The organism is Desulfonispora thiosulfatigenes DSM 11270, assembly GCF_900176035.1.
GTDB lineage: Bacteria > Bacillota > Peptococcia > Peptococcales > Desulfonisporaceae > Desulfonispora > Desulfonispora thiosulfatigenes.
The window spans coordinates 37877-55410 of sequence record NZ_FWWT01000015.1; the positions used below are offsets into that span (position 1 = coordinate 37877).

Below are 17534 nucleotides of genomic sequence, written 5' to 3' on the forward strand. Positions count from 1 at the left end.
CCTTAAGACCAGTGCCCTTCTTTATCTGGACCTTCAGCTTTAGTTAGCTTGTTATTTTTAAAATCTTCAACCAATGATTTTATTGTGCCACCTTCTGCAAAATAAATATCAATATCAGCAGAGTTTAAAGTTGTATAGGCCTTAGGTCCAACATGACCTGTTATAATAGCGCCTGCTCCACTACCTGCAATTGTTTTCCCAGCTTGAATGCCTGCTCCCTGAGGAAGATTTAGGTTTTGCGTATTATCAATTACTTCAAAAGTATCCTTCTCTAAATCATAAATCACAAACTTTTCAGCACGTCCAAAACGTTTATCTAAATCAGCCTCTAAAGTAGTTCCGCTTGTACTAATAGCAATTTTCATCTCAAGTACCTCCTAAAATAGTGGTGAAAGTTATTATATTTAAATATTATTCCTATTATGAGCATATGTCAATTAAATTATAATCCCAAAATTTTATTTATTTATTTTTTACTTTAATTAAACTTATGATATTATGTTAAATGAACTTAAGATAAAAAATGATTACCTTATATATAGAATAAAAATGATAGAGCAAAAATAATAACAGAGCATCAATAAGAGAAAGGCAGGAATAATAATGGGTAGAATTAGAAAAAAGGTAGGTACTAAAGAAGAGCTACTAAGCTATAGTCCGCCAATTGCATTAAATCCAGAAACCAACAAAGGAAAATGGAGGGCTTATTTTGGTAATAGTAACCCAATTCATATTGAAATCGGCACAGGAAAAGGAACTTTCATCACTACTTTAGCTAGTCGTAATCCTGAAATTAATTATCTCGGATTTGAAAAAGTGGAAGAAGTCTTATTACTTGCAACTAAAAAGGCAATTAATTTAAACCTTAAAAACATGGGATTCATTTGGGGCGATGTAAGTGATATCTTAGAATATTTTGCACCTGAGGAAATAGACCGTTTATATATTAATTTTTGTGATCCTTGGCCGAAAAAAAGACATGAAAAAAGAAGATTAACCTATCGTGACTTCTTAGACTTTTATCAGCAAATTTTAAAGCCTGAAGGTGAGATTCATTATAAAACAGATAATGAAGGTTTATTTCAATCTTCTTTAAACGAATTTTGTCATCGCAAATGGAATTTAAAAAATATTTCTTTGAATTTATATAAAGATCTTCCAGAAGATAATGTAGCCACGGAGTATGAGACTAAGTTCGTGGGTAAAGGATCGAGTATCTTTAGATTAGAAGCAAACATACCAGATTAAGAATTTAATACATAGCTAAAATATGTTAGAAATAGTATAATGGCGAGGTGAAAATATTGGGAAAGGGTTCGTACTAATTGAATAATCAAAAAAATATAATTTATATGGTTTTTTTATATCTAGCGGTTGTGGCAGTTATTATTTATGTAAGTGGGTTAGATTTTCATAAGGTAGAAATACCTAATAGTAAGATAGCAATTGAGCTGGTTCATGCTAATGACCATGTTGATAATAATCCTCATCATATAATCATGACTAAATTTATAGAATTATTAGAAAAGAATAAAAACATACAAATAGATAGAAATTCTCAACATCAAATTCATGATGAGCAACGAGTGATGCAAAATGTCATGAGCAATGTATTCCAGGTGGGGATAATTTCGACGAATAGTGCAACTGTTTTTAGTCCTACTTTAGGAATTTTAGATTTACCCTATCTATTTGAAGATGAAGAAGAATGTCGTCATGTACTGGAAGACTTAAAAGAGGAATTTACTACTCAAATGATTAATGAAAGTGGTGTTAGACCTCTTGGTTTTGCAGTTCAAGGTTTTCGTATAATTGCAAATAATGTAAAACCTATTAGAAAAATAGAAGATTTAAAGGGTCTTAAAATAAGGGTTCCAGTTAACCCTATTCAAGTAGCTACTTTTGAAGAATGGGAAGTAAATCCTGTTTCTATGGGTACGGGAGAGGCTTATATTGCCCTACAAAAAGGCCTAATTGATGGTTTAGAAATGACCTATGCAGAACTAGTAGGACAAAACATTTACTCCATGCAAAAATACTATATGGAAATGAGATACAAATTAACTATTGATGTCATTGTGGTTCCAAATCTGTGGTATGAAGGGTTGCCAAAGGATGTACAAGCAGATCTTCAGCATGCAGCGAGGGAAGCAACTTCATACAGTAATACTAAGTTTGAAATTTTAGAGCGTGAAGGCAAAAAAACTATCCAAAAAAACGGTGGGTTACTAGCTGAAGATTTATCATGTGAAACTAATTGTAGAAAAAGACTTCAGAAAACATGGTCACAGTATGATGGTCTAATCAAAAATCCAAATTTACTAGAAAAGGTACAAAGGTCGATTAAAGAATACCGGGAAAATTAACTTTCTTATTGGAAAATTTGTATATGTTACTGAAAATAGGTTACATTATACAAAAGAGGGTAATTGGGTACTATGGCAAATGGAGGGAGTATTATGGAAAAGGAACAAGAAGTAAATGAAAATAAACAAGAATTAAATGAAAATAAAAAAGAAGCACATGAAAAGCTACAAGGTAATTTGCTAATTGGTCAGGGTGGGGGTCCTACTTCTGTAATCAACGCAAGTCTTGCGGGTATTCTAAGTAAAGCAAAGCAAAATGAAGGCATCCATAATATTTTCGGGCTGCAAAATGGGCTAGAAGGTATTTTTGTTAAAGAATTATTTACTTTATCTAAGGAAGACGATGAATTTATCGAAAAGCTGAAATATACACCAGGTGCTATTTTAGGTAGTTCTTCTTATAAAGTAGATGATCCAGACAAAGAAGCTGAACTTATAAAGTTCTTTAAAGATAATAATATCAAATATTTTATATACATAGGTGGTCAAGATAGCATGAAAAGTCTTGATCATATATCAAAAGTAGCAAAAAAATCCGAATATGATTTAAAAGTTATCGGTGTTCCAAAGGCCATAGATAATGATATTCCTATAACAGATCATTGTCCAGGCTATGCTAGTGCAGCTAGATTTATAGCTGAAAGTACCATTGGAGCAGGTAGAGATTTAGAGGCAACTAAAAGTTATGATGATGTTGCAATTATGGAAGTGATGGGAAGGAATTCAGGTTGGCTAGCAGCTGCTAGTTCATTAGGTAGAAAAACTGTAGATGATGCCCCGCATTTAATATATCTTCCAGAAAAAGAATTTAATGAAGAAAAGTTTTTACAAGATGTTAAAGAAATTTATGAAGAATTACAGTTTATTTTTATTGTTATTAGTGAAGGCATCAAGGATACAGAAGGAAAATTAATTGCTGATAAGGATCCTGAAGGACCAGCAAAATATTTAACTAAACTTCTTTATCAAGAAATGGGGCTAAAGGGTCGCGTTCATAAACTAGGTGCTATGCAAAGATCATTTGCTTTTAGCACATCACAAATAGATGTAGACGAAGCCTTCATGGTGGGTCAACAAGCAGTAACTGATTTAGAAAATGGTTGGTCAGATATAATGATTACTTTAGATAGAGCTAGCGGAAAAGATTATTATGTGGTTACTGGTAGAACTCATCTAGCTGAAGCAATCAAAGAAACAAAGAATATGCCTAAATACCTTATAAACCCTGAAGGTAATTTTGTTACTTATGCATATTATCAGTATGCTTATCCTTTATTAGGTAAGGAGTTACCTAATTTAGCTAGATTAAGTGGTATCCCTGTTATATTAACATAATAAATAATGTGTACTAGATAACCCTATTGTGTATAATACGTAATAGGGTTATTTTTGTGGACAAATATAGATGAAAATTCTAACAGATAATTTTAAAGGAAAGTATGAGGAGAAATAATGAAGGCTATCAAATATGTTATTTTATATTTACTAATTATTCAAATATTCTTAGGTGGATTGATACCCTTAAGCTGGGGTTATACTTATCGGATGGATTATGAATTAGTTAAAGATAATCTTTCTAATATTGATATTATTTTAGAAAAAATATCTACAAAGATAAAAAAAGAAAATATTCAGGAATACATAGTAGTTTTAGGAGATTCAGTTGGCTACAGTGGTCCATGTTCTGCTTATGATTCTATTGGAGCAAATCTTCAAAATATAGCACAAGAAAACGGGAGGGATAATTTAGCCATATTTAATCTTTCCATGCCTGCTATGCAAACTGGAGATATCTATACGATGATCCTAAAATTAAAAGAACACAATATCTCTACGGAAAATTTAATAGTTAATTTAATTTATGCAGGTTTTGTGAATAGAAATCCTGATCCACCAAGTGTATTTTGGCTCAAGGATGAATTAAAAAGATTAGATCAGGAAAGCTTTACATATGTTTTACCTAATTTAGAGGCAAATCAATATCGAGAAAATAAAAAAACGGAATTTAAAGCAAGTATTTTAAATAAAATATCTTTATTTAAATATAAAGATTTTCTAAAGAAAAAAGCAGAGGATATTTATAAAAGAGAAACGCCACATGATCCAATGGGAGATGCTAGACCTTGGAACGAAAAGGAAGGATTAGCAGAGGCTTTACAAACTCCAGAATATTTACTAGGATTTGCTCCAGAACCTTTTGTAATGACACAGGAAAATCCACAAATATATTTTATAGATAAAATAATCGAGCAACAAAAAGATAAAAATACCCTAATATATTTAGCCGGAACAAATGAAGTCCTAATGAACGAACAAGTAAATACATTAGGATATCAAAATAATTTAAAAAGTATCGATAATTATTTCCAGTATAAACCAATTAAACTTTTAAATCTACAGAATGAGATACCTGAAAAATATTTTACAGATCACGTCCATTTAACTCAAGAAGGTTATCAAAAATTAGCAAGTATTTTATGGAGAAATTTTAACAAGAGGAGCTTATAAAAATGTTATTTCATTCCTTTGAATTTATGATCTTTTTTGCCGTTACCTTATGTTTATATTATGCCTTTCCAGGAAAAAGAATTTATTTATTAGCACTAGCTAATCTTTTCTTTTATAGTATAGCCGGAATAGGATATCTGGCTTTGTTTATCGGGATAACGAGTATAACTTATTTTTGTTCTCTAAAGTTACAAGGGAAATTTAAAAAGCTATATTTTCTTTTTGCGCTAATACTAAATATCAGTAATTTAGTATTTTTCAAGTATTCTTTATTTATTTTTACTAATATTGAGCGCTTCGTACCTTTTAATTTAACTAGTGCTGAAGGGGTTTTAAGTCAAATTATTTTACCGATAGGTATTTCTTTTTATACTTTTCAAATAATTGCTTATATAGTGGATGTCTATCAAGGAAAGCTAGAACCTTGCAGGAATTGGCTAGACTTTTGGGTATTTACCTCCCTTTTTGCTAAATTAGTAGCAGGTCCTATTATGAGAGGAAAAGACTTACTCCCCCAAATTGAAACCATTAAAGAGATTACTTTTAAAAAAGAGTATTTCAAATTAGGAATTGCTTACTTTATGCTAGGATTAATAAAAAAGATTATCTTAGCTGACCAAATAGCTCCTTATGTTGAACAATTTTATGCAAAAGGAGCAGCGATGACGGGGGCTGATTCTTGGCTAGCCACTTATTTATTTGGTTTTCAACTTTATTTTGACTTTTCAGCTTATAGTGACATGGCTGTGGGGGTAGGGTATCTTTTAGGATTAAAACTTGCCATTAATTTCAAAACACCTTATTTAAGTGGAAGTGGCACGGAATTTTGGCGTAGATGGCATATTACCTTATCAAATTGGATTAGAGATTATGTTTATATTCCTCTAGGTGGTTCCCGTAAAGGGAAGAATAGGCAATTAGCAAATATCCTGTTAGCTATGTTTATTTCAGGGCTATGGCATGGTGCTTCATGGTCGTTCATTTTATGGGGAGTATATCATGGTGTATTACAAGTATTACATAAGATTTATCTAGATTTACGCAAAAAATTCAATTTAGATTGGCTAGCAGAAAAAAGGATTTATCATTTCGTTAGCATATTTGTCTTTTTTAATCTGGCATCCTTAGGCTGGGTACTTTTTGGTAGGACGGATATCAAAAGCGCCCTAGTAATAATTTCTAAAATGCTTTATTTTAATCCTCTATCTTTAGTACAAAATGGATTATTACCCTATGTAATCGTTGTTCTTGTTTTGTATGGATTACACATTATAGAGTATTTTATCTTTAAACATCTTGCACAAATATCCTTAATGTGGCATAAATATTTTCCTGCACCAATCAGAGGCTTAGCCTACACCTTATTAATTGTGGTGTTAGTAATGTCTTTAGGTACAGCCGAAAACAATTTTATTTACTTTCAATTTTAGAGAAATTTCATTTTACAATGAAACTGAAACTTCAACTGTGTGCTATATTTGTTATTTTGTAATGAGGGCCTTTAAGGGTCCTTTTTTTATTTCAATTTGTAAATATTAGAAATTATATTGACCTAGCAGAAAGAAAGTGATATTATCATATTAACAAATTCATGCTTTAATGCGATAAAGCGATAAACGGAGTTGATTAAATGCCATTATATTTTGAAAAACCAAGAGGAACAAAAGATACATTACCAGATAAGATGAAAAAACTAAACGAGATAACCGGTTCGTGGGTTAGACTAATGGGTACTTGGGGATACGAAGAAATTCAAACCCCTGTTATAGAATTTTATGAAACAGTAGGATTATTCTCTAAAACAAAACAAGATAGTTTCTTAAAATTATTAGATGGAACAGGAAAAACAACTATTTTAAGATCAGACTACACAACCCCTATTGCGAGACTCACTGCTTCCTTACATCAAAAGATAGAATTTCCTATTAGATATATGTATCACGGAAAAGTATATCGTAATAAAGGGTCAAATGGAGTAGAGGAAATAAATCAATTAGGGATTGAATTAGTCGGAGTCGATAATTTAGAAGGAGATGCTGAAGTAATTTGCTTAGCTGTGAAAAGCATAAGTAATTGCACCAGTAAAAAATTCCAAATATCCATTGGACACTCACAGTTTTTACAGTTATTACTAAAACAAGTAAATTGTCCAGACAATGTTCAGAAAAGTCTATACAATTTTCTCTTAGAACAAAACTATGTCGGATATAAAAGTACAGTAAGCGAATTAAATATAGAGGATAAATATAAAACATATTTAATAGATATTTTAAAATTACGTGGAAGCATAGAGCAAATAACTAGTGCTAAGGATTGGTTTAATTCTCCAGAATGGCAAAATATCTTTGCAGCCTTCTTGGGACTTTGGAAAATATTACAGGAATATCAAATCGAAGAATATATAGGCTTTGACTTAAGTTTAGTAGGAAATCAAAATTATTATACTGGATTAATTTATAATGGTTATTCAGAAGGCAATCCAGCCCCAATTTGCACAGGTGGAAGATATGATAATCTTTTTGAAAGTTTTGAAAGAAATGCCCCAGCTACAGGATTTGCCATTAACATCGATGCCCTCGTAAATGTAAGCGAATTAAATATGAACGAAAAGAAAAAAACCTTAATCATATACGAAGAAAAAAATCGTCTCGAAACTATCAAAATAGCAGAACAAATGCGGAGCGAAGGTAAAATAGTAATAATAATCGATAAAAATAAAGTCACAGAAAAATACAAAGAAGAATTCGCCGAAGTATTGTTCAGCGAGTAAAAATTCAAGGTAAGGAGTGAACTTAATGTTAACCTTAGCAGTATCCAAGGGAAGAATATTAGACGAAACTAATGAATTATTAATAAAAGCTGGAATCATAAAAGAACCCGTAATTGAAGGTAGAAAGCTTGTAATTGAAAAACCTGAAGATAATCTACGATTTATTTTAGCAAAACCAAAAGATGTCCCAACCTATGTCCAGTATGGTGTAGCTGATGCAGGTATTGTAGGAAAAGATGTACTTCATGAAAAAGGGAAAGGCTATTATGAATTAACAGATTTAAAAATTGGCTTATGCCGACTTAGTTTATGTGGGATAAAAGATAAAAAAAATAATCAAGGTGAAATGATCCGCATCGCAACTAGTTATCCAAATGTTACAGCTGATTACTTTCGTACCAAAGGTCAGCAAGTAGAAATTATTTATTTAAATGGATCAGTAGAGCTTGCTCCTCTTTTAGGTTTAAGTGATTATATTGTAGATATTGTTTCAACAGGCACTACTTTACGAGAAAATGGTTTAGAAGAATTAGAAAAAATTGAGGATATCACCTGTAGATTAATTGTTAATCAAGCAACTTATCACTTAAAAAATAAGTTTATTGATGAAATAGTAGAAAAGTTAGAACGAGGTTTAAGCCAATGATAGGAATCATTGACTATGGAATGGGCAATATTTTTAGTTTACAGGCAGCTTTAAATAGATTAAATGTGAAAAATGAATTAGTTTTTGCAGTAGATAAGCTTGATGATTATAAGGCCCTAATGTTACCAGGAGTAGGAGCCTTCAAAGACGCCATGATAAATTTGGAAAAACTAGGTTTAGACAAAGCCTTAGTAGAATGGACTACTAAAGGAAAACCTTTACTGGGTATTTGTCTAGGAATGCAACTTTTTTTTGAGATAAGTAGGGAATATGGAAATACTAAAGGGCTAGGACTAATCCCAGGAACTATCGAAAAAATTCCAGCAAGAGTTAAAATCCCCCATATCGGGTGGAATAAACTAAATATAGAAAATAATCATCCAATATTTAAAGACTTAAACCAAGGTTATGTATATTTCGTACATTCATATTTTGCAAAAATGCCAAGGGATTTAATCTTAGCCCAGGCCCCCTACGGCGTGGAAATCCCAGCAATAGTAGCTAAAAATAATATCGTAGGTATGCAATTTCATCCCGAAAAAAGTGGCCAAACCGGCCTGAAATTACTAGAAAACTGGATCCAAAGCGTAAATGCTTAACCCAATATTAGGAGGAAATCATATGAACTTCAACATATACCCAGCCATCGATATCCGGGGCGGAAAATGCGTCCGCTTATATCAAGGCGATTATAATCAAGAAAACATATATTTTGATAATCCCGTAGATGCAGCCATGAAATGGAAAGAAAGTGGAGCTACCTGGCTACACATTGTAGATTTAGATGGAGCTAGAGAAGCTGCCCCTGTAAATCTGCCAGTAATTAAAGAAATTATTGAAAAAACTGGCCTTAAGGTGCAAATAGGGGGAGGAATAAGAGATAGAGAAACAGCAAAATCTTATTTAGAAATTGGGGCAAAAAGAATCATTTTAGGTTCAGTTGCGCTTAATAATCCCCAAGTAGTAGCAGAAATAATTAGCATGTATGGAAGTGACAAGGTAGTAGTATCCCTTGATGGTCGTAATGGAAAAGTTTCTGGAGAAGGCTGGCTCGTAAAAACAGAAAAAGATTTGCTAGAAGTTGCAGAAGGTTTAGTTAAAATGGGCGTAAAAACCTTTATTTATACTGATATTGAGCGCGATGGAACTTTAAATGGTCCTAATATTAAAAATACTTTAGAATTAGCTAAGAAAACTGGCAGGAACATTATTGTAGCTGGGGGCGTAAGCAGCGAAGAAGACTGTTTAGAACTTTCTAAATATAAAGATCAAGGAATTGAAGGGATAATCACAGGTCGTGCTATTTACACCGGTAATATTAATTTAGAGAATTTACTAAATAAGATGAAAGATGTTAATAGCTCAAATGATTCTCCAAGTATGCTCACGAAAAGAATTATTCCTTGCCTTGACGTTAAAGAAGGAAGGGTAGTAAAAGGTACAAGCTTTGTGGAACTTAAAGATGCCGGAGATCCTGTAGAATTAGCTTCTCTTTATGATGCAGAAGGGGCAGATGAATTAGTATTTTTAGACATTTCAGCCAGCTTTGAAGGTCGTAAAACTATGTTAGAAATAGTTAAAAAGACAGCAGAAACAATTACCATTCCTTTTACTGTGGGTGGTGGAATAAATTCCTTAGAGGATATTAAAAATGTTTTACGAGCAGGAGCAGATAAGGTTAGTTTAAATACCGCAGCAGTCAAGAATCCTGAGTTAATTAAAGAAGCAGCGGAAAAGTTTGGAAATCAGTGTATTGTGGTGGCAATTGATGCTAAATATAATGCCCAAAAAGATATGTACGAAGTGTATACGCATGGAGGCAGAAATATTGCAGACTTTGATGTCATCGAATGGGCAAAAAAGGTGGAAAGTTTAGGCGCGGGAGAAATATTATTAACCAGTATGGATCAAGATGGACATAAAGAAGGCTATGATTTAAAACTTTTAGATTTAGTGTGTAGTAATGTTTCCATTCCTGTAATTGCTTCTGGGGGAGCGGGGAAAAAAGAGGATTTTTATGATGCCTTTACGAAAACAAATACAGATGCTTGTTTAGCAGCGTCAATTTTTCATTATCAAGAAACAACGATTAAAAAAATTAAAGAGTATTTAAAAAATGAGGGGGTCATGATCAGATGGGAATAATATCAGGAGTTAAATTTGATGAAAATGGCTTGATACCAGCTATCTTACAAAATTATTTAACAGGCAAAGTATTAATGCTTGGCTATATGAATGAAGAATCCTTAAATAAAACTATTGAAACTAGAGAAGTATGGTTTTATAGCAGGTCTAGACAAGAGTTATGGCATAAAGGAGCTACATCAGGCAATATTCATAAAGTTGTTGATATTAGTTTTGATTGTGATCAAGATGCAGTTTTAGTAGGGGTAAACCCTATGGGCCCTACCTGCCACCTAGGTATCCAAAGTTGTTTTGGTGAGAAAAGCACTCTATTTTTAGAAGAATTAGCTGAAACTATCGAGCAAAGATATAATGAAAGGCCTGAAAATTCGTATACTACATATTTATTTGAAAAAGGTATAGATAAAATATTAAAAAAAGTAGGAGAAGAAGCCTCTGAAGTAATTATTGCTGCTAAAAATGATGACAAAGAAGAATTACATTTAGAAACAGCAGATTTATTTTACCATTTATTTGTTTTATTTAGGGAAAAAGGGACAAGTTTTGAAGAGGTGTTAAAGGTGTTAAAAGAGAGGAGGGGCTAGAGTGAATATCTTTAAATGGGCTGAAGTTTGCCCTGAAACAAAGAATAAAATCTTAAAACGAGCCGAAGTTGATATCACAGAGCAAATGGAAATAGCCAAAGATGTAATTGCAGAAGTAAAAGAAATCGGCGATAGTGCCGTGTTTAAATATACTGAAAAATTTGACAAAGCCCTTCTTACTAAAGAAACTTTAAAAGTAACCCAGGAAGAAATAGAACAAGGCTTTAAAAATGTTGAACCTGAATTTAGAGAAACTTTAGAATTTGCAGCTAATAATATAAGGAAATTTCATGAAAAGCAGATGCCTGAAAGCTTATGGTTCACCGAAACCGTCAAAGGCGTAATGGTAGGAGAGCAAACTAATCCTATTTCAGATGTATGTATTTACGTGCCGAGGGGTAAAGGAAGTTTCCCTTCAGTTTTATTAATGCTTGCCATTCCTGCAATTGTTGCAAATGTTCCAAAGATAACAGTAATTACACCTCCTAATCCAGAAGGCAATTTAGATGATGCTGTATTAGCCGCAGCAAAAATAGCAGGGGTAACTGAAATCTATAAAGTCGGTGGAATCCAAGGGGTAGCGGCAGTAGCCTATGGAACGGAAACCATCCCTAAATGCAGTAAAATAATTGGACCAGGGAACTCCTTTGTGACAGCAGCTAAAAGATTATTGAGCGGAATAATAGATATTGGATCGCCAGCTGGACCAAGTGAAGCCATAATTTTATCAGATGGTAGTGTAGACCCTAAAAAAGTAGCTCTGGATTTTATGATCGAAGCCGAACACGGACCCGATTCAGCATCCTTACTTGTAACTCATGATGAAAAATTAGCTGAAGATGTAACTAAAATTGTGATCACGCAATTAGAAAAACTATCTCCTAAAAGAAGAGAATTCGTGCAAAGATCCATCAATAATTATGGGGGAATTATTTTAACTAACTCTTTAGAAGAATCCATAGATTTTGTCAATGAATATGCCCCAGAACACATGGAAGTAATGACGAAAAACCCTTTTGATATTTTACCACAAATAAAAAATGCCGGCGAAATCCTTCTAGGAGAAAATGCACCTATAAGTTTAGCCAACTTTGTACTAGGGCCTAATGCAATTTTACCCACAGGAGCAAAAGCTAAAACATATTCCAGCGTATCCGTCTTTGACTTTTTAAAAAGAACATCCGTAGGATATGTAACCGAAGAAGGATTTGACACAGTAAGGGACAAGGTTTCTATCTTCGCCCGTAAAGAAGGATTCGAAACCCACGCCCTCGCAGTTGAAGAAAGGTAGGAGATAAATAATGCTGATTAATGTAGAAAGAAAAACCCTTGAATCAAAAATGGAAGTTTATATAGATGATGGCCCACGTAATCCACAGATTAAAAAAGAAATCCAAACCCCTTTAGCCTTTTTTAATCATATGATCGAACAAATTGCCTGGCGCAGTGAATTAAATATAGGCATAAAGACAGAATTAGATGAATATTTCTTAAGTCATGTTATATGTGAAGATGTAGGAATTACCCTGGGTAAAGCTTTTAAAGAATTAGTCGAAAACAAATTAAAAGAAGGCGCTAAGGCTTATGGATTTGCTTATGCTACCATAGATGAATCCCTAGCTAGAGCAGTAGTTAGCTTTGAAAGTAGAGCGTATATTGACCTTAATTTAGAAAATATCGAAGTACCAGAATCTACAGAAAATATCCAATCGGAAGATTTAATTGCCTTTTTAGAAGGTTTTGCCCAAGGAGCACAGGCAACTTTACATATTGATCTTTTAAAAGGTAGACCCCAAAATGGACACCACCACTGGGAAAGTATTTTTAGAGCCGTAGGACAAGCCTTAAGAGATGCTATCGAAATTAGACCTTGGAGAAAAGATATGTCCGCAGGAGTAGCAGGTAAAATAGAATTTAAAACCGAAGTAACCGAGTAATTAGTGATATAATATAAACTACACATTATATCAAAAGTTCCTGGAGGTAAATCATGTTTCATTTCGTATATGCAGATGATGAGGGTAATGCCTATAATCATCCTAATTTATTAGCGGTAGCAAGGCTGGGTGCTAGTTTTGTTGAACCTACAGAAGAAGAACTAATTCCCCTACCAGAGGGGGCTTCTTTAACCATGATTCCTAATCGGACGCCAATAGTTATGGATATTGAGGGAAATTTCAAGAAATACACTAAAACAGGCTGGGCAGTAGGTGCTCTGTTGCCACAAGGATATACTAGAACGCTGTTACCTGCTTTTGTTAATGATAATGCTAAACCTACTCTTCCTTTATTTGGGTACTCAATGGTAGCTTTTAAAGATGGAGAATTTTATGTAGCGGCAAAATTAACTGATGAGGATGATAAGTGGAATCCACGTCATTTTAATACAGCCGACTTAGCACAGCGGGTTAAAAAGTTAACTGATAAATTTCCTGATAATAGAATAATAAAGCAAATAGGTCATTGTTCATTAACTTATGGATGTTTTACTGCTCAGAATATTTTTTATAATCGCTGGGAAGGGGGTATTCCCGTATCCCCTGTGTGCAATGCAAATTGTTTAGGGTGTATTTCTCTTCAGCCAAGTGAGTGTTGCCCTTCTCCACAGCAGCGGATTAATTTTAGACCGACAGTAAATGAAGTAGTTGAAATAGGGCTTAATCATTTAATAAGTTCAGACTCTATTATAAGTTTTGGACAAGGGTGCGAAGGGGAGCCGAGTCTCCAGGCAGATTTAATTTCGGAGGCCATTAAAAAGATCAGAGAAAAAACTTTAAGCGGTACTATTAATATGAATACCAATGCTGGGTATACTGAAGGTATCGAAAAAATCTGTAAAAGTAAAATAGATTCCTTAAGGGTTAGTTTAAATAGCGCTAATCCTAAAATGTACGATAGCTATTACAGACCCAATAATTATGATTTTGAAAATGTGCGTAAATCTTTATTAATTGCTAATGAAAATAATGTTTATACTTATTTAAACCTTCTTTCGTTTCCAGGAATTAATGATACCGAGGAAGAAATAGAGCATTTACTAAATTTAGTGCGTGAAACTGGAGTAAGGTCAATCCAAATTCGTAACCTAAATATTGATCCGGACTTTTTCTTAAAGCAAATACCTCTTCCAGAGTCAGAAGCCCTTGGAGTTCCGACCTTCTTAAAAATTTTAAAGGATGAATTACCAGGCGTGGAAATAGGCAATTATACCAAGCCCACCCGAGATTAAGCATGCCCTAGACTCCTAAAAACAGCTTGACTTGTCTAGGATAAAATATTATAATTTAGAAAGTGTTGTTATGCATACCGTAAGAAAGAGGTGAACCCGATGAAAAAAGAAATCCATCCAAAATATGAAACTGTAAAAGTTTCTTGCGTTTGTGGTGCTACATTCGAAACTAGATCAACTAAAGATGGCGAAGTAAAAGTGGAAATTTGTTCTAAATGTCATCCTTTTTACACTGGTAAAAAGCGTATGATTGACTCTACCGGTCGGGTAGATAGATTCAAGAAAAAATATGGTCTTAATTAATCTTGGCAGGGCGTACGCTCTGCTTTTTTGCTATCAAAGTCTAAATTTTGGCAGGTGAATATTACTATGGCAAGTTACGGTGGTCAGGCTCTGATTGAAGGAGTTATGATGCGAGGACAAGAGGATCTAGCAATTGCAGTAAGAAAAAGCGATAATGAAATTTCCTGCAAAATGGAGAAAATAACAGGAATATCTGCTAAATATCCTTTCTTAAAAAAACCTTTTCTAAGGGGTACAGTAGCCTTATTTGAATCATTAATAATGGGTATAAAGGCTTTAACATATTCTGCTAATGAATCAGTAGAAGCTGAAGAAGAAGAATTAAGTAATTTAGAAATTGCTTTTTCTATTGCTTTAGCTTTAGGACTTGGGATTTTACTATTTTTCATTGCTCCAGCAGTTTTTGCTCATTTATTACATCAATATGTTCAAGGGTCTTTTTTACAAAATGTTCTTGAAGGATTTATGAGAATCGGGATTTTCCTCTTGTATGTATTTGGCATATCGAGGATGAAAGATATTCAAAGAGTTTTCGAGTATCATGGTGCCGAGCATAAGGTAATTCATGCGTATGAGGCAGGAGAAGAATTAAAGGTAGAAAATTGCCGTAAATATACAACTCTTCACCCACGTTGTGGTACTAGTTTTTTATTAATTGTAATGGTAATTAGTATTTTGATTTTTTCCCTTTTTGGTGTAGAAATTTTTTGGTGGCGCTTACTATCTAGGGTTATCTTATTACCAGTGATTGCAGGTGTTTCTTATGAGATTTTAAAGTTAGCAGGGAAATATTGTGACAATCCAATTATGAAAATTGTAAACAAACCAGGTTTAATGATGCAAAAATTAACAACAGGTGAACCTGATGACAGTCAATTAGAAGTAGCTCTTCGTGCTTTACAAGGAGTTCTAGATGCTGAAAAAGGCGAGGATACTTGCAAAATATAGAAAATATAGATATACTGATTATCTGATTATTCCATTTTAACCAAGGTAGGGTGAAAAAATGTTTGATAAATTACAACATATAGAAGATAAATACGAAAATTTAAATACTTTAATGAGTGATCCAGATGTATTAAATAATCCCCAAGAATTACAAAAACATGCTAAAACTCAATCAGATTTAGCAGAAATAGTCGAAGTTTTTCGTAGATATAAAGTAGTAAACGAGCAATTAGAAGATGCTAAAGCTTTGATAGAGGATAAATTAGATCCAGAAATGAAAGAAATGGTAGAGCTAGAAATTGGTGAATTACAAGAAGAAAAAGCAAATTTAGAAAGTAAACTTAAAATCCTTCTATTACCAAAAGACCCTAATGACGAGAAAAACGTAATTGTAGAAATTAGGGGAGGGGCCGGAGGAGATGAGGCAGCTTTATTTGCTGCTGAATTATATCGGATGTATACGCGTTACGCTGAAACAAAAGGCTGGAAAACAGATATATTAAGCTCTCATTACACCGATATTGGTGGATATAAAGAAGTTTCTTTTTCTGTAGAAGGCCATGGAGCTTATAGTAAGCTTAAATATGAAAGTGGTGTACACAGAGTACAAAGAGTTCCTTCGACAGAATCAGGAGGAAGAATTCATACCTCAACAGTAACAGTAGCCGTACTACCAGAAGCAGAAGATGTAGAGGTAAATATTGATGCTAATGATTTACGGATTGATGTATTTTGTTCTAGTGGACCAGGTGGGCAGTCTGTAAATACAACTCAATCAGCTGTAAGGGTGACACATATTCCAACAGGGCTAGTTGTATCATGCCAAGATGAAAAATCTCAGCATAAAAATAAAGATAAAGCTTTAAAGGTATTAAGAGCACGTTTATTAGAAAAATTTGAAGGTGAGCAGGCGGGTGAATTAGCTGCTACTCGTAAAACACAAGTAGGTACAGGAGATCGTAGTGAGAGAATTAGAACGTATAATTTCCCACAAGGTAGGGTTACAGATCATCGTATCGGACTTACACTTCATAAATTAGATCAAATGCTTTTAGGAAATATTGAAGAAGTAATTGTAGCGCTTACAACTACTGATCAAGCAGAAAAATTAAAGCAGGTGGATTAATATGGAACGAAATTCTAAACCGCAAACTGTAAAAGAAATATTACAGTGGGCGGTTATTTTTTTAGGTCGAGATAAAAGGCTAGAAGCAGAACTTTTACTAGCGCAGGTGCTAAATTTTTCGCGTGCAAAATTATTAGCTTATCCAGAAAAAGTTCTAAACCAAGATGAGCTTCATAAATTTGTAGAGAGAGTAAATTTAAGAAAAGATGGCGAGCCTCTTCAGTATATTTTAGGTACCGAAGACTTTATGGGATTAGATTTTAAAGTAACTGAGAACGTTCTGATTCCTCGTTCAGATACAGAGATAATGGTAGAAAAAGTAATTGAAAATGTGGATAAAACAAAGAGTATTCGCATTTTAGATTTATGTACAGGAAGTGGCGCCATTGCAGTAAGTTTGGCTAAATATTTACCACTAAGTAAGATTACGGCTGTAGATATTTCGGCAGAAGCCCTAGATGTGGCACGATTTAATGCTCGGGCTAATGAGGTAGATGGACAAATTAATTTTTGCCAAAGTGACCTTTTTAAAGATCTTGATCCTGAAATGAAATTTGAGATTATTGTGAGTAATCCTCCTTATATTACAAGTAGAGAAATGACAGAGTTACCTAAAGATGTGCAAAAAGAACCACATTTAGCTTTATGGGGGGGCCTAGATGGGCTGGATTTTTATAGAAGAATAGCTAAAAATTCTCCAGAATTTATTATTCCAGGGGGAGAATTATTTTTAGAAATAGGCTATAAACAGGCTTTAGAGGTTAGTAGTTTTTTACAAACAAGTGGATTTAAAAGCATAGAAGTGATTAAAGACTGGAACCAGCTTGACCGCGTAGTGTATGGGAAATATTAGCAGGGAAAGTCAGCCAAAATTTTTTTAATTACTTTTTGAAATCTTGTGCTATAATC

The 17534-nt window shown here is 33.4% G+C and carries 18 protein-coding genes and 1 pseudogene; 18 read left to right on the forward strand and 1 reads right to left on the reverse strand.

Annotated elements, in window-relative coordinates:
• Nucleotides 1-2 precede the first annotated feature (2 nt).
• Complete coding sequence (locus B8965_RS05245) at nucleotides 3-365, reverse strand: NifB/NifX family molybdenum-iron cluster-binding protein (RefSeq protein WP_084052806.1); 363 nt, start codon at nucleotides 363-365, stop codon at nucleotides 3-5.
• A 238-nt stretch (nucleotides 366-603) separates the two neighbouring features.
• Here B8965_RS05245 and trmB point away from each other — a divergent pair, with 238 nt between their 5' ends.
• The 18 genes and pseudogenes from trmB to prmC all read left to right on the forward strand — a co-directional run bounded on the left by trmB (nucleotide 604) and on the right by prmC (nucleotide 17478).
• On the forward strand, nucleotides 604-1248 hold the full coding sequence (gene trmB / locus B8965_RS05250; protein WP_084052807.1) for a tRNA (guanosine(46)-N7)-methyltransferase TrmB: 645 nt from the start codon (nucleotides 604-606) through the stop codon (nucleotides 1246-1248).
• Nucleotides 1249-1325: 77 nt separating this feature from the next.
• On the forward strand, nucleotides 1326-2366 hold the full coding sequence (locus B8965_RS05255; RefSeq protein ID WP_084052808.1) for a TRAP transporter substrate-binding protein: 1041 nt from the start codon (nucleotides 1326-1328) through the stop codon (nucleotides 2364-2366).
• Nucleotides 2367-2459: 93 nt separating this feature from the next.
• Nucleotides 2460-3701 (forward strand): diphosphate--fructose-6-phosphate 1-phosphotransferase, encoded by a 1242-nt coding sequence (locus tag B8965_RS05260; protein ID WP_159446272.1) that lies wholly within the window; start codon nucleotides 2460-2462, stop codon nucleotides 3699-3701.
• Between the two features lie 117 nt (nucleotides 3702-3818).
• Nucleotides 3819-4874 (forward strand): hypothetical protein, encoded by a 1056-nt coding sequence (locus B8965_RS05265; protein ID WP_084052810.1) that lies wholly within the window; start codon nucleotides 3819-3821, stop codon nucleotides 4872-4874.
• Nucleotides 4875-4876: 2 nt separating this feature from the next.
• Nucleotides 4877-6304 (forward strand): MBOAT family O-acyltransferase, encoded by a 1428-nt coding sequence (locus B8965_RS05270; protein WP_084052811.1) that lies wholly within the window; start codon nucleotides 4877-4879, stop codon nucleotides 6302-6304.
• A 200-nt stretch (nucleotides 6305-6504) separates the two neighbouring features.
• Nucleotides 6505-7644 (forward strand): ATP phosphoribosyltransferase regulatory subunit, encoded by a 1140-nt coding sequence (gene hisZ, locus B8965_RS05275; RefSeq protein WP_084052812.1) that lies wholly within the window; start codon nucleotides 6505-6507, stop codon nucleotides 7642-7644.
• Nucleotides 7645-7669: 25 nt separating this feature from the next.
• The gene (gene hisG / locus B8965_RS05280) at nucleotides 7670-8290 is read left to right on the forward strand and encodes an ATP phosphoribosyltransferase (protein WP_084052813.1); all 621 of its coding nucleotides are present in this window, start codon (nucleotides 7670-7672) and stop codon (nucleotides 8288-8290) included.
• Nucleotides 8287-8889: an imidazole glycerol phosphate synthase subunit HisH gene (hisH, locus tag B8965_RS05285; RefSeq protein WP_084052814.1), complete on the forward strand. Its 603-nt coding sequence runs from the start codon at nucleotides 8287-8289 to the stop codon at nucleotides 8887-8889. Before hisG ends, hisH begins: the two co-directional genes overlap by 4 nt.
• Nucleotides 8890-8911: 22 nt before the next feature.
• Nucleotides 8912-9610, forward strand: a pseudogene (hisA, locus tag B8965_RS12760) (1-(5-phosphoribosyl)-5-[(5-phosphoribosylamino)methylideneamino]imidazole-4-carboxamide isomerase); the annotation flags it as partial.
• Between the two features lie 60 nt (nucleotides 9611-9670).
• The gene (gene hisF, locus B8965_RS12765; protein WP_242941934.1) at nucleotides 9671-10435 is read left to right on the forward strand and encodes an imidazole glycerol phosphate synthase subunit HisF; all 765 of its coding nucleotides are present in this window, start codon (nucleotides 9671-9673) and stop codon (nucleotides 10433-10435) included.
• Entirely contained in the window at nucleotides 10426-11019 is a 594-nt protein-coding gene (gene hisIE, locus B8965_RS05295; RefSeq protein ID WP_200805879.1) for a bifunctional phosphoribosyl-AMP cyclohydrolase/phosphoribosyl-ATP diphosphatase HisIE, read from the forward strand. Before hisF ends, hisIE begins: the two co-directional genes overlap by 10 nt.
• A gap of 1 nt (nucleotide 11020) precedes the next feature.
• Nucleotides 11021-12310: a histidinol dehydrogenase gene (gene hisD / locus B8965_RS05300; protein ID WP_084052816.1), complete on the forward strand. Its 1290-nt coding sequence runs from the start codon at nucleotides 11021-11023 to the stop codon at nucleotides 12308-12310.
• Nucleotides 12311-12320: 10 nt separating this feature from the next.
• A complete protein-coding gene (locus tag B8965_RS05305) occupies nucleotides 12321-12956 on the forward strand; it encodes an imidazoleglycerol-phosphate dehydratase (RefSeq protein WP_084052817.1) in 636 nt (211 codons plus the stop codon).
• Nucleotides 12957-13009: 53 nt separating this feature from the next.
• Nucleotides 13010-14248 carry a radical SAM family protein gene (locus tag B8965_RS05310; RefSeq protein ID WP_084052818.1) on the forward strand — a complete coding sequence of 413 codons (1239 nt, stop codon included), beginning with the start codon at nucleotides 13010-13012 and terminating at the stop codon, nucleotides 14246-14248.
• 99 nt (nucleotides 14249-14347) lie between these two features.
• The gene (gene rpmE / locus B8965_RS05315; RefSeq protein ID WP_084052819.1) at nucleotides 14348-14551 is read left to right on the forward strand and encodes a 50S ribosomal protein L31; all 204 of its coding nucleotides are present in this window, start codon (nucleotides 14348-14350) and stop codon (nucleotides 14549-14551) included.
• A gap of 66 nt (nucleotides 14552-14617) precedes the next feature.
• Nucleotides 14618-15499 (forward strand): DUF1385 domain-containing protein, encoded by an 882-nt coding sequence (locus B8965_RS05320; protein WP_084052820.1) that lies wholly within the window; start codon nucleotides 14618-14620, stop codon nucleotides 15497-15499.
• 58 nt (nucleotides 15500-15557) lie between these two features.
• Nucleotides 15558-16625 carry a peptide chain release factor 1 gene (prfA, locus tag B8965_RS05325; RefSeq protein ID WP_084052821.1) on the forward strand — a complete coding sequence of 356 codons (1068 nt, stop codon included), beginning with the start codon at nucleotides 15558-15560 and terminating at the stop codon, nucleotides 16623-16625.
• 1 nt (nucleotide 16626) lies between these two features.
• Entirely contained in the window at nucleotides 16627-17478 is an 852-nt protein-coding gene (prmC, locus tag B8965_RS05330; RefSeq protein WP_084052822.1) for a peptide chain release factor N(5)-glutamine methyltransferase, read from the forward strand.
• Nucleotides 17479-17534: the final 56 nt, after the last annotated feature.

Bases quoted from the DNA above. Each gene is read 5' to 3' on its own strand.
- hisZ (WP_084052812.1), top strand. From the start codon at position 6,505: ATGCCATTATATTTTGAAAAACCAAGAGGAACAAAAGATACATTACCA.
- trmB (WP_084052807.1), top strand. From the start codon at position 604: ATGGGTAGAATTAGAAAAAAGGTAGGTACTAAAGAAGAGCTACTAAGC.
- B8965_RS05310 (WP_084052818.1), top strand. From the start codon at position 13,010: ATGTTTCATTTCGTATATGCAGATGATGAGGGTAATGCCTATAATCAT.
- hisF (WP_242941934.1), top strand. From the start codon at position 9,671: ATGCTCACGAAAAGAATTATTCCTTGCCTTGACGTTAAAGAAGGAAGG.
- hisH (WP_084052814.1), top strand. From the start codon at position 8,287: ATGATAGGAATCATTGACTATGGAATGGGCAATATTTTTAGTTTACAG.
- B8965_RS05305 (WP_084052817.1), top strand. From the start codon at position 12,321: ATGCTGATTAATGTAGAAAGAAAAACCCTTGAATCAAAAATGGAAGTT.
- B8965_RS05320 (WP_084052820.1), top strand. From the start codon at position 14,618: ATGGCAAGTTACGGTGGTCAGGCTCTGATTGAAGGAGTTATGATGCGA.
- rpmE (WP_084052819.1), top strand. From the start codon at position 14,348: ATGAAAAAAGAAATCCATCCAAAATATGAAACTGTAAAAGTTTCTTGC.
- B8965_RS05245 (WP_084052806.1), bottom strand. From the start codon at position 365: ATGAAAATTGCTATTAGTACAAGCGGAACTACTTTAGAGGCTGATTTA.
- prfA (WP_084052821.1), top strand. From the start codon at position 15,558: ATGTTTGATAAATTACAACATATAGAAGATAAATACGAAAATTTAAAT.
- prmC (WP_084052822.1), top strand. From the start codon at position 16,627: ATGGAACGAAATTCTAAACCGCAAACTGTAAAAGAAATATTACAGTGG.
- B8965_RS05260 (WP_159446272.1), top strand. From the start codon at position 2,460: ATGGAAAAGGAACAAGAAGTAAATGAAAATAAACAAGAATTAAATGAA.
- hisG (WP_084052813.1), top strand. From the start codon at position 7,670: ATGTTAACCTTAGCAGTATCCAAGGGAAGAATATTAGACGAAACTAAT.
- B8965_RS05265 (WP_084052810.1), top strand. From the start codon at position 3,819: ATGAAGGCTATCAAATATGTTATTTTATATTTACTAATTATTCAAATA.
- hisIE (WP_200805879.1), top strand. From the start codon at position 10,426: ATGGGAATAATATCAGGAGTTAAATTTGATGAAAATGGCTTGATACCA.
- B8965_RS05270 (WP_084052811.1), top strand. From the start codon at position 4,877: ATGTTATTTCATTCCTTTGAATTTATGATCTTTTTTGCCGTTACCTTA.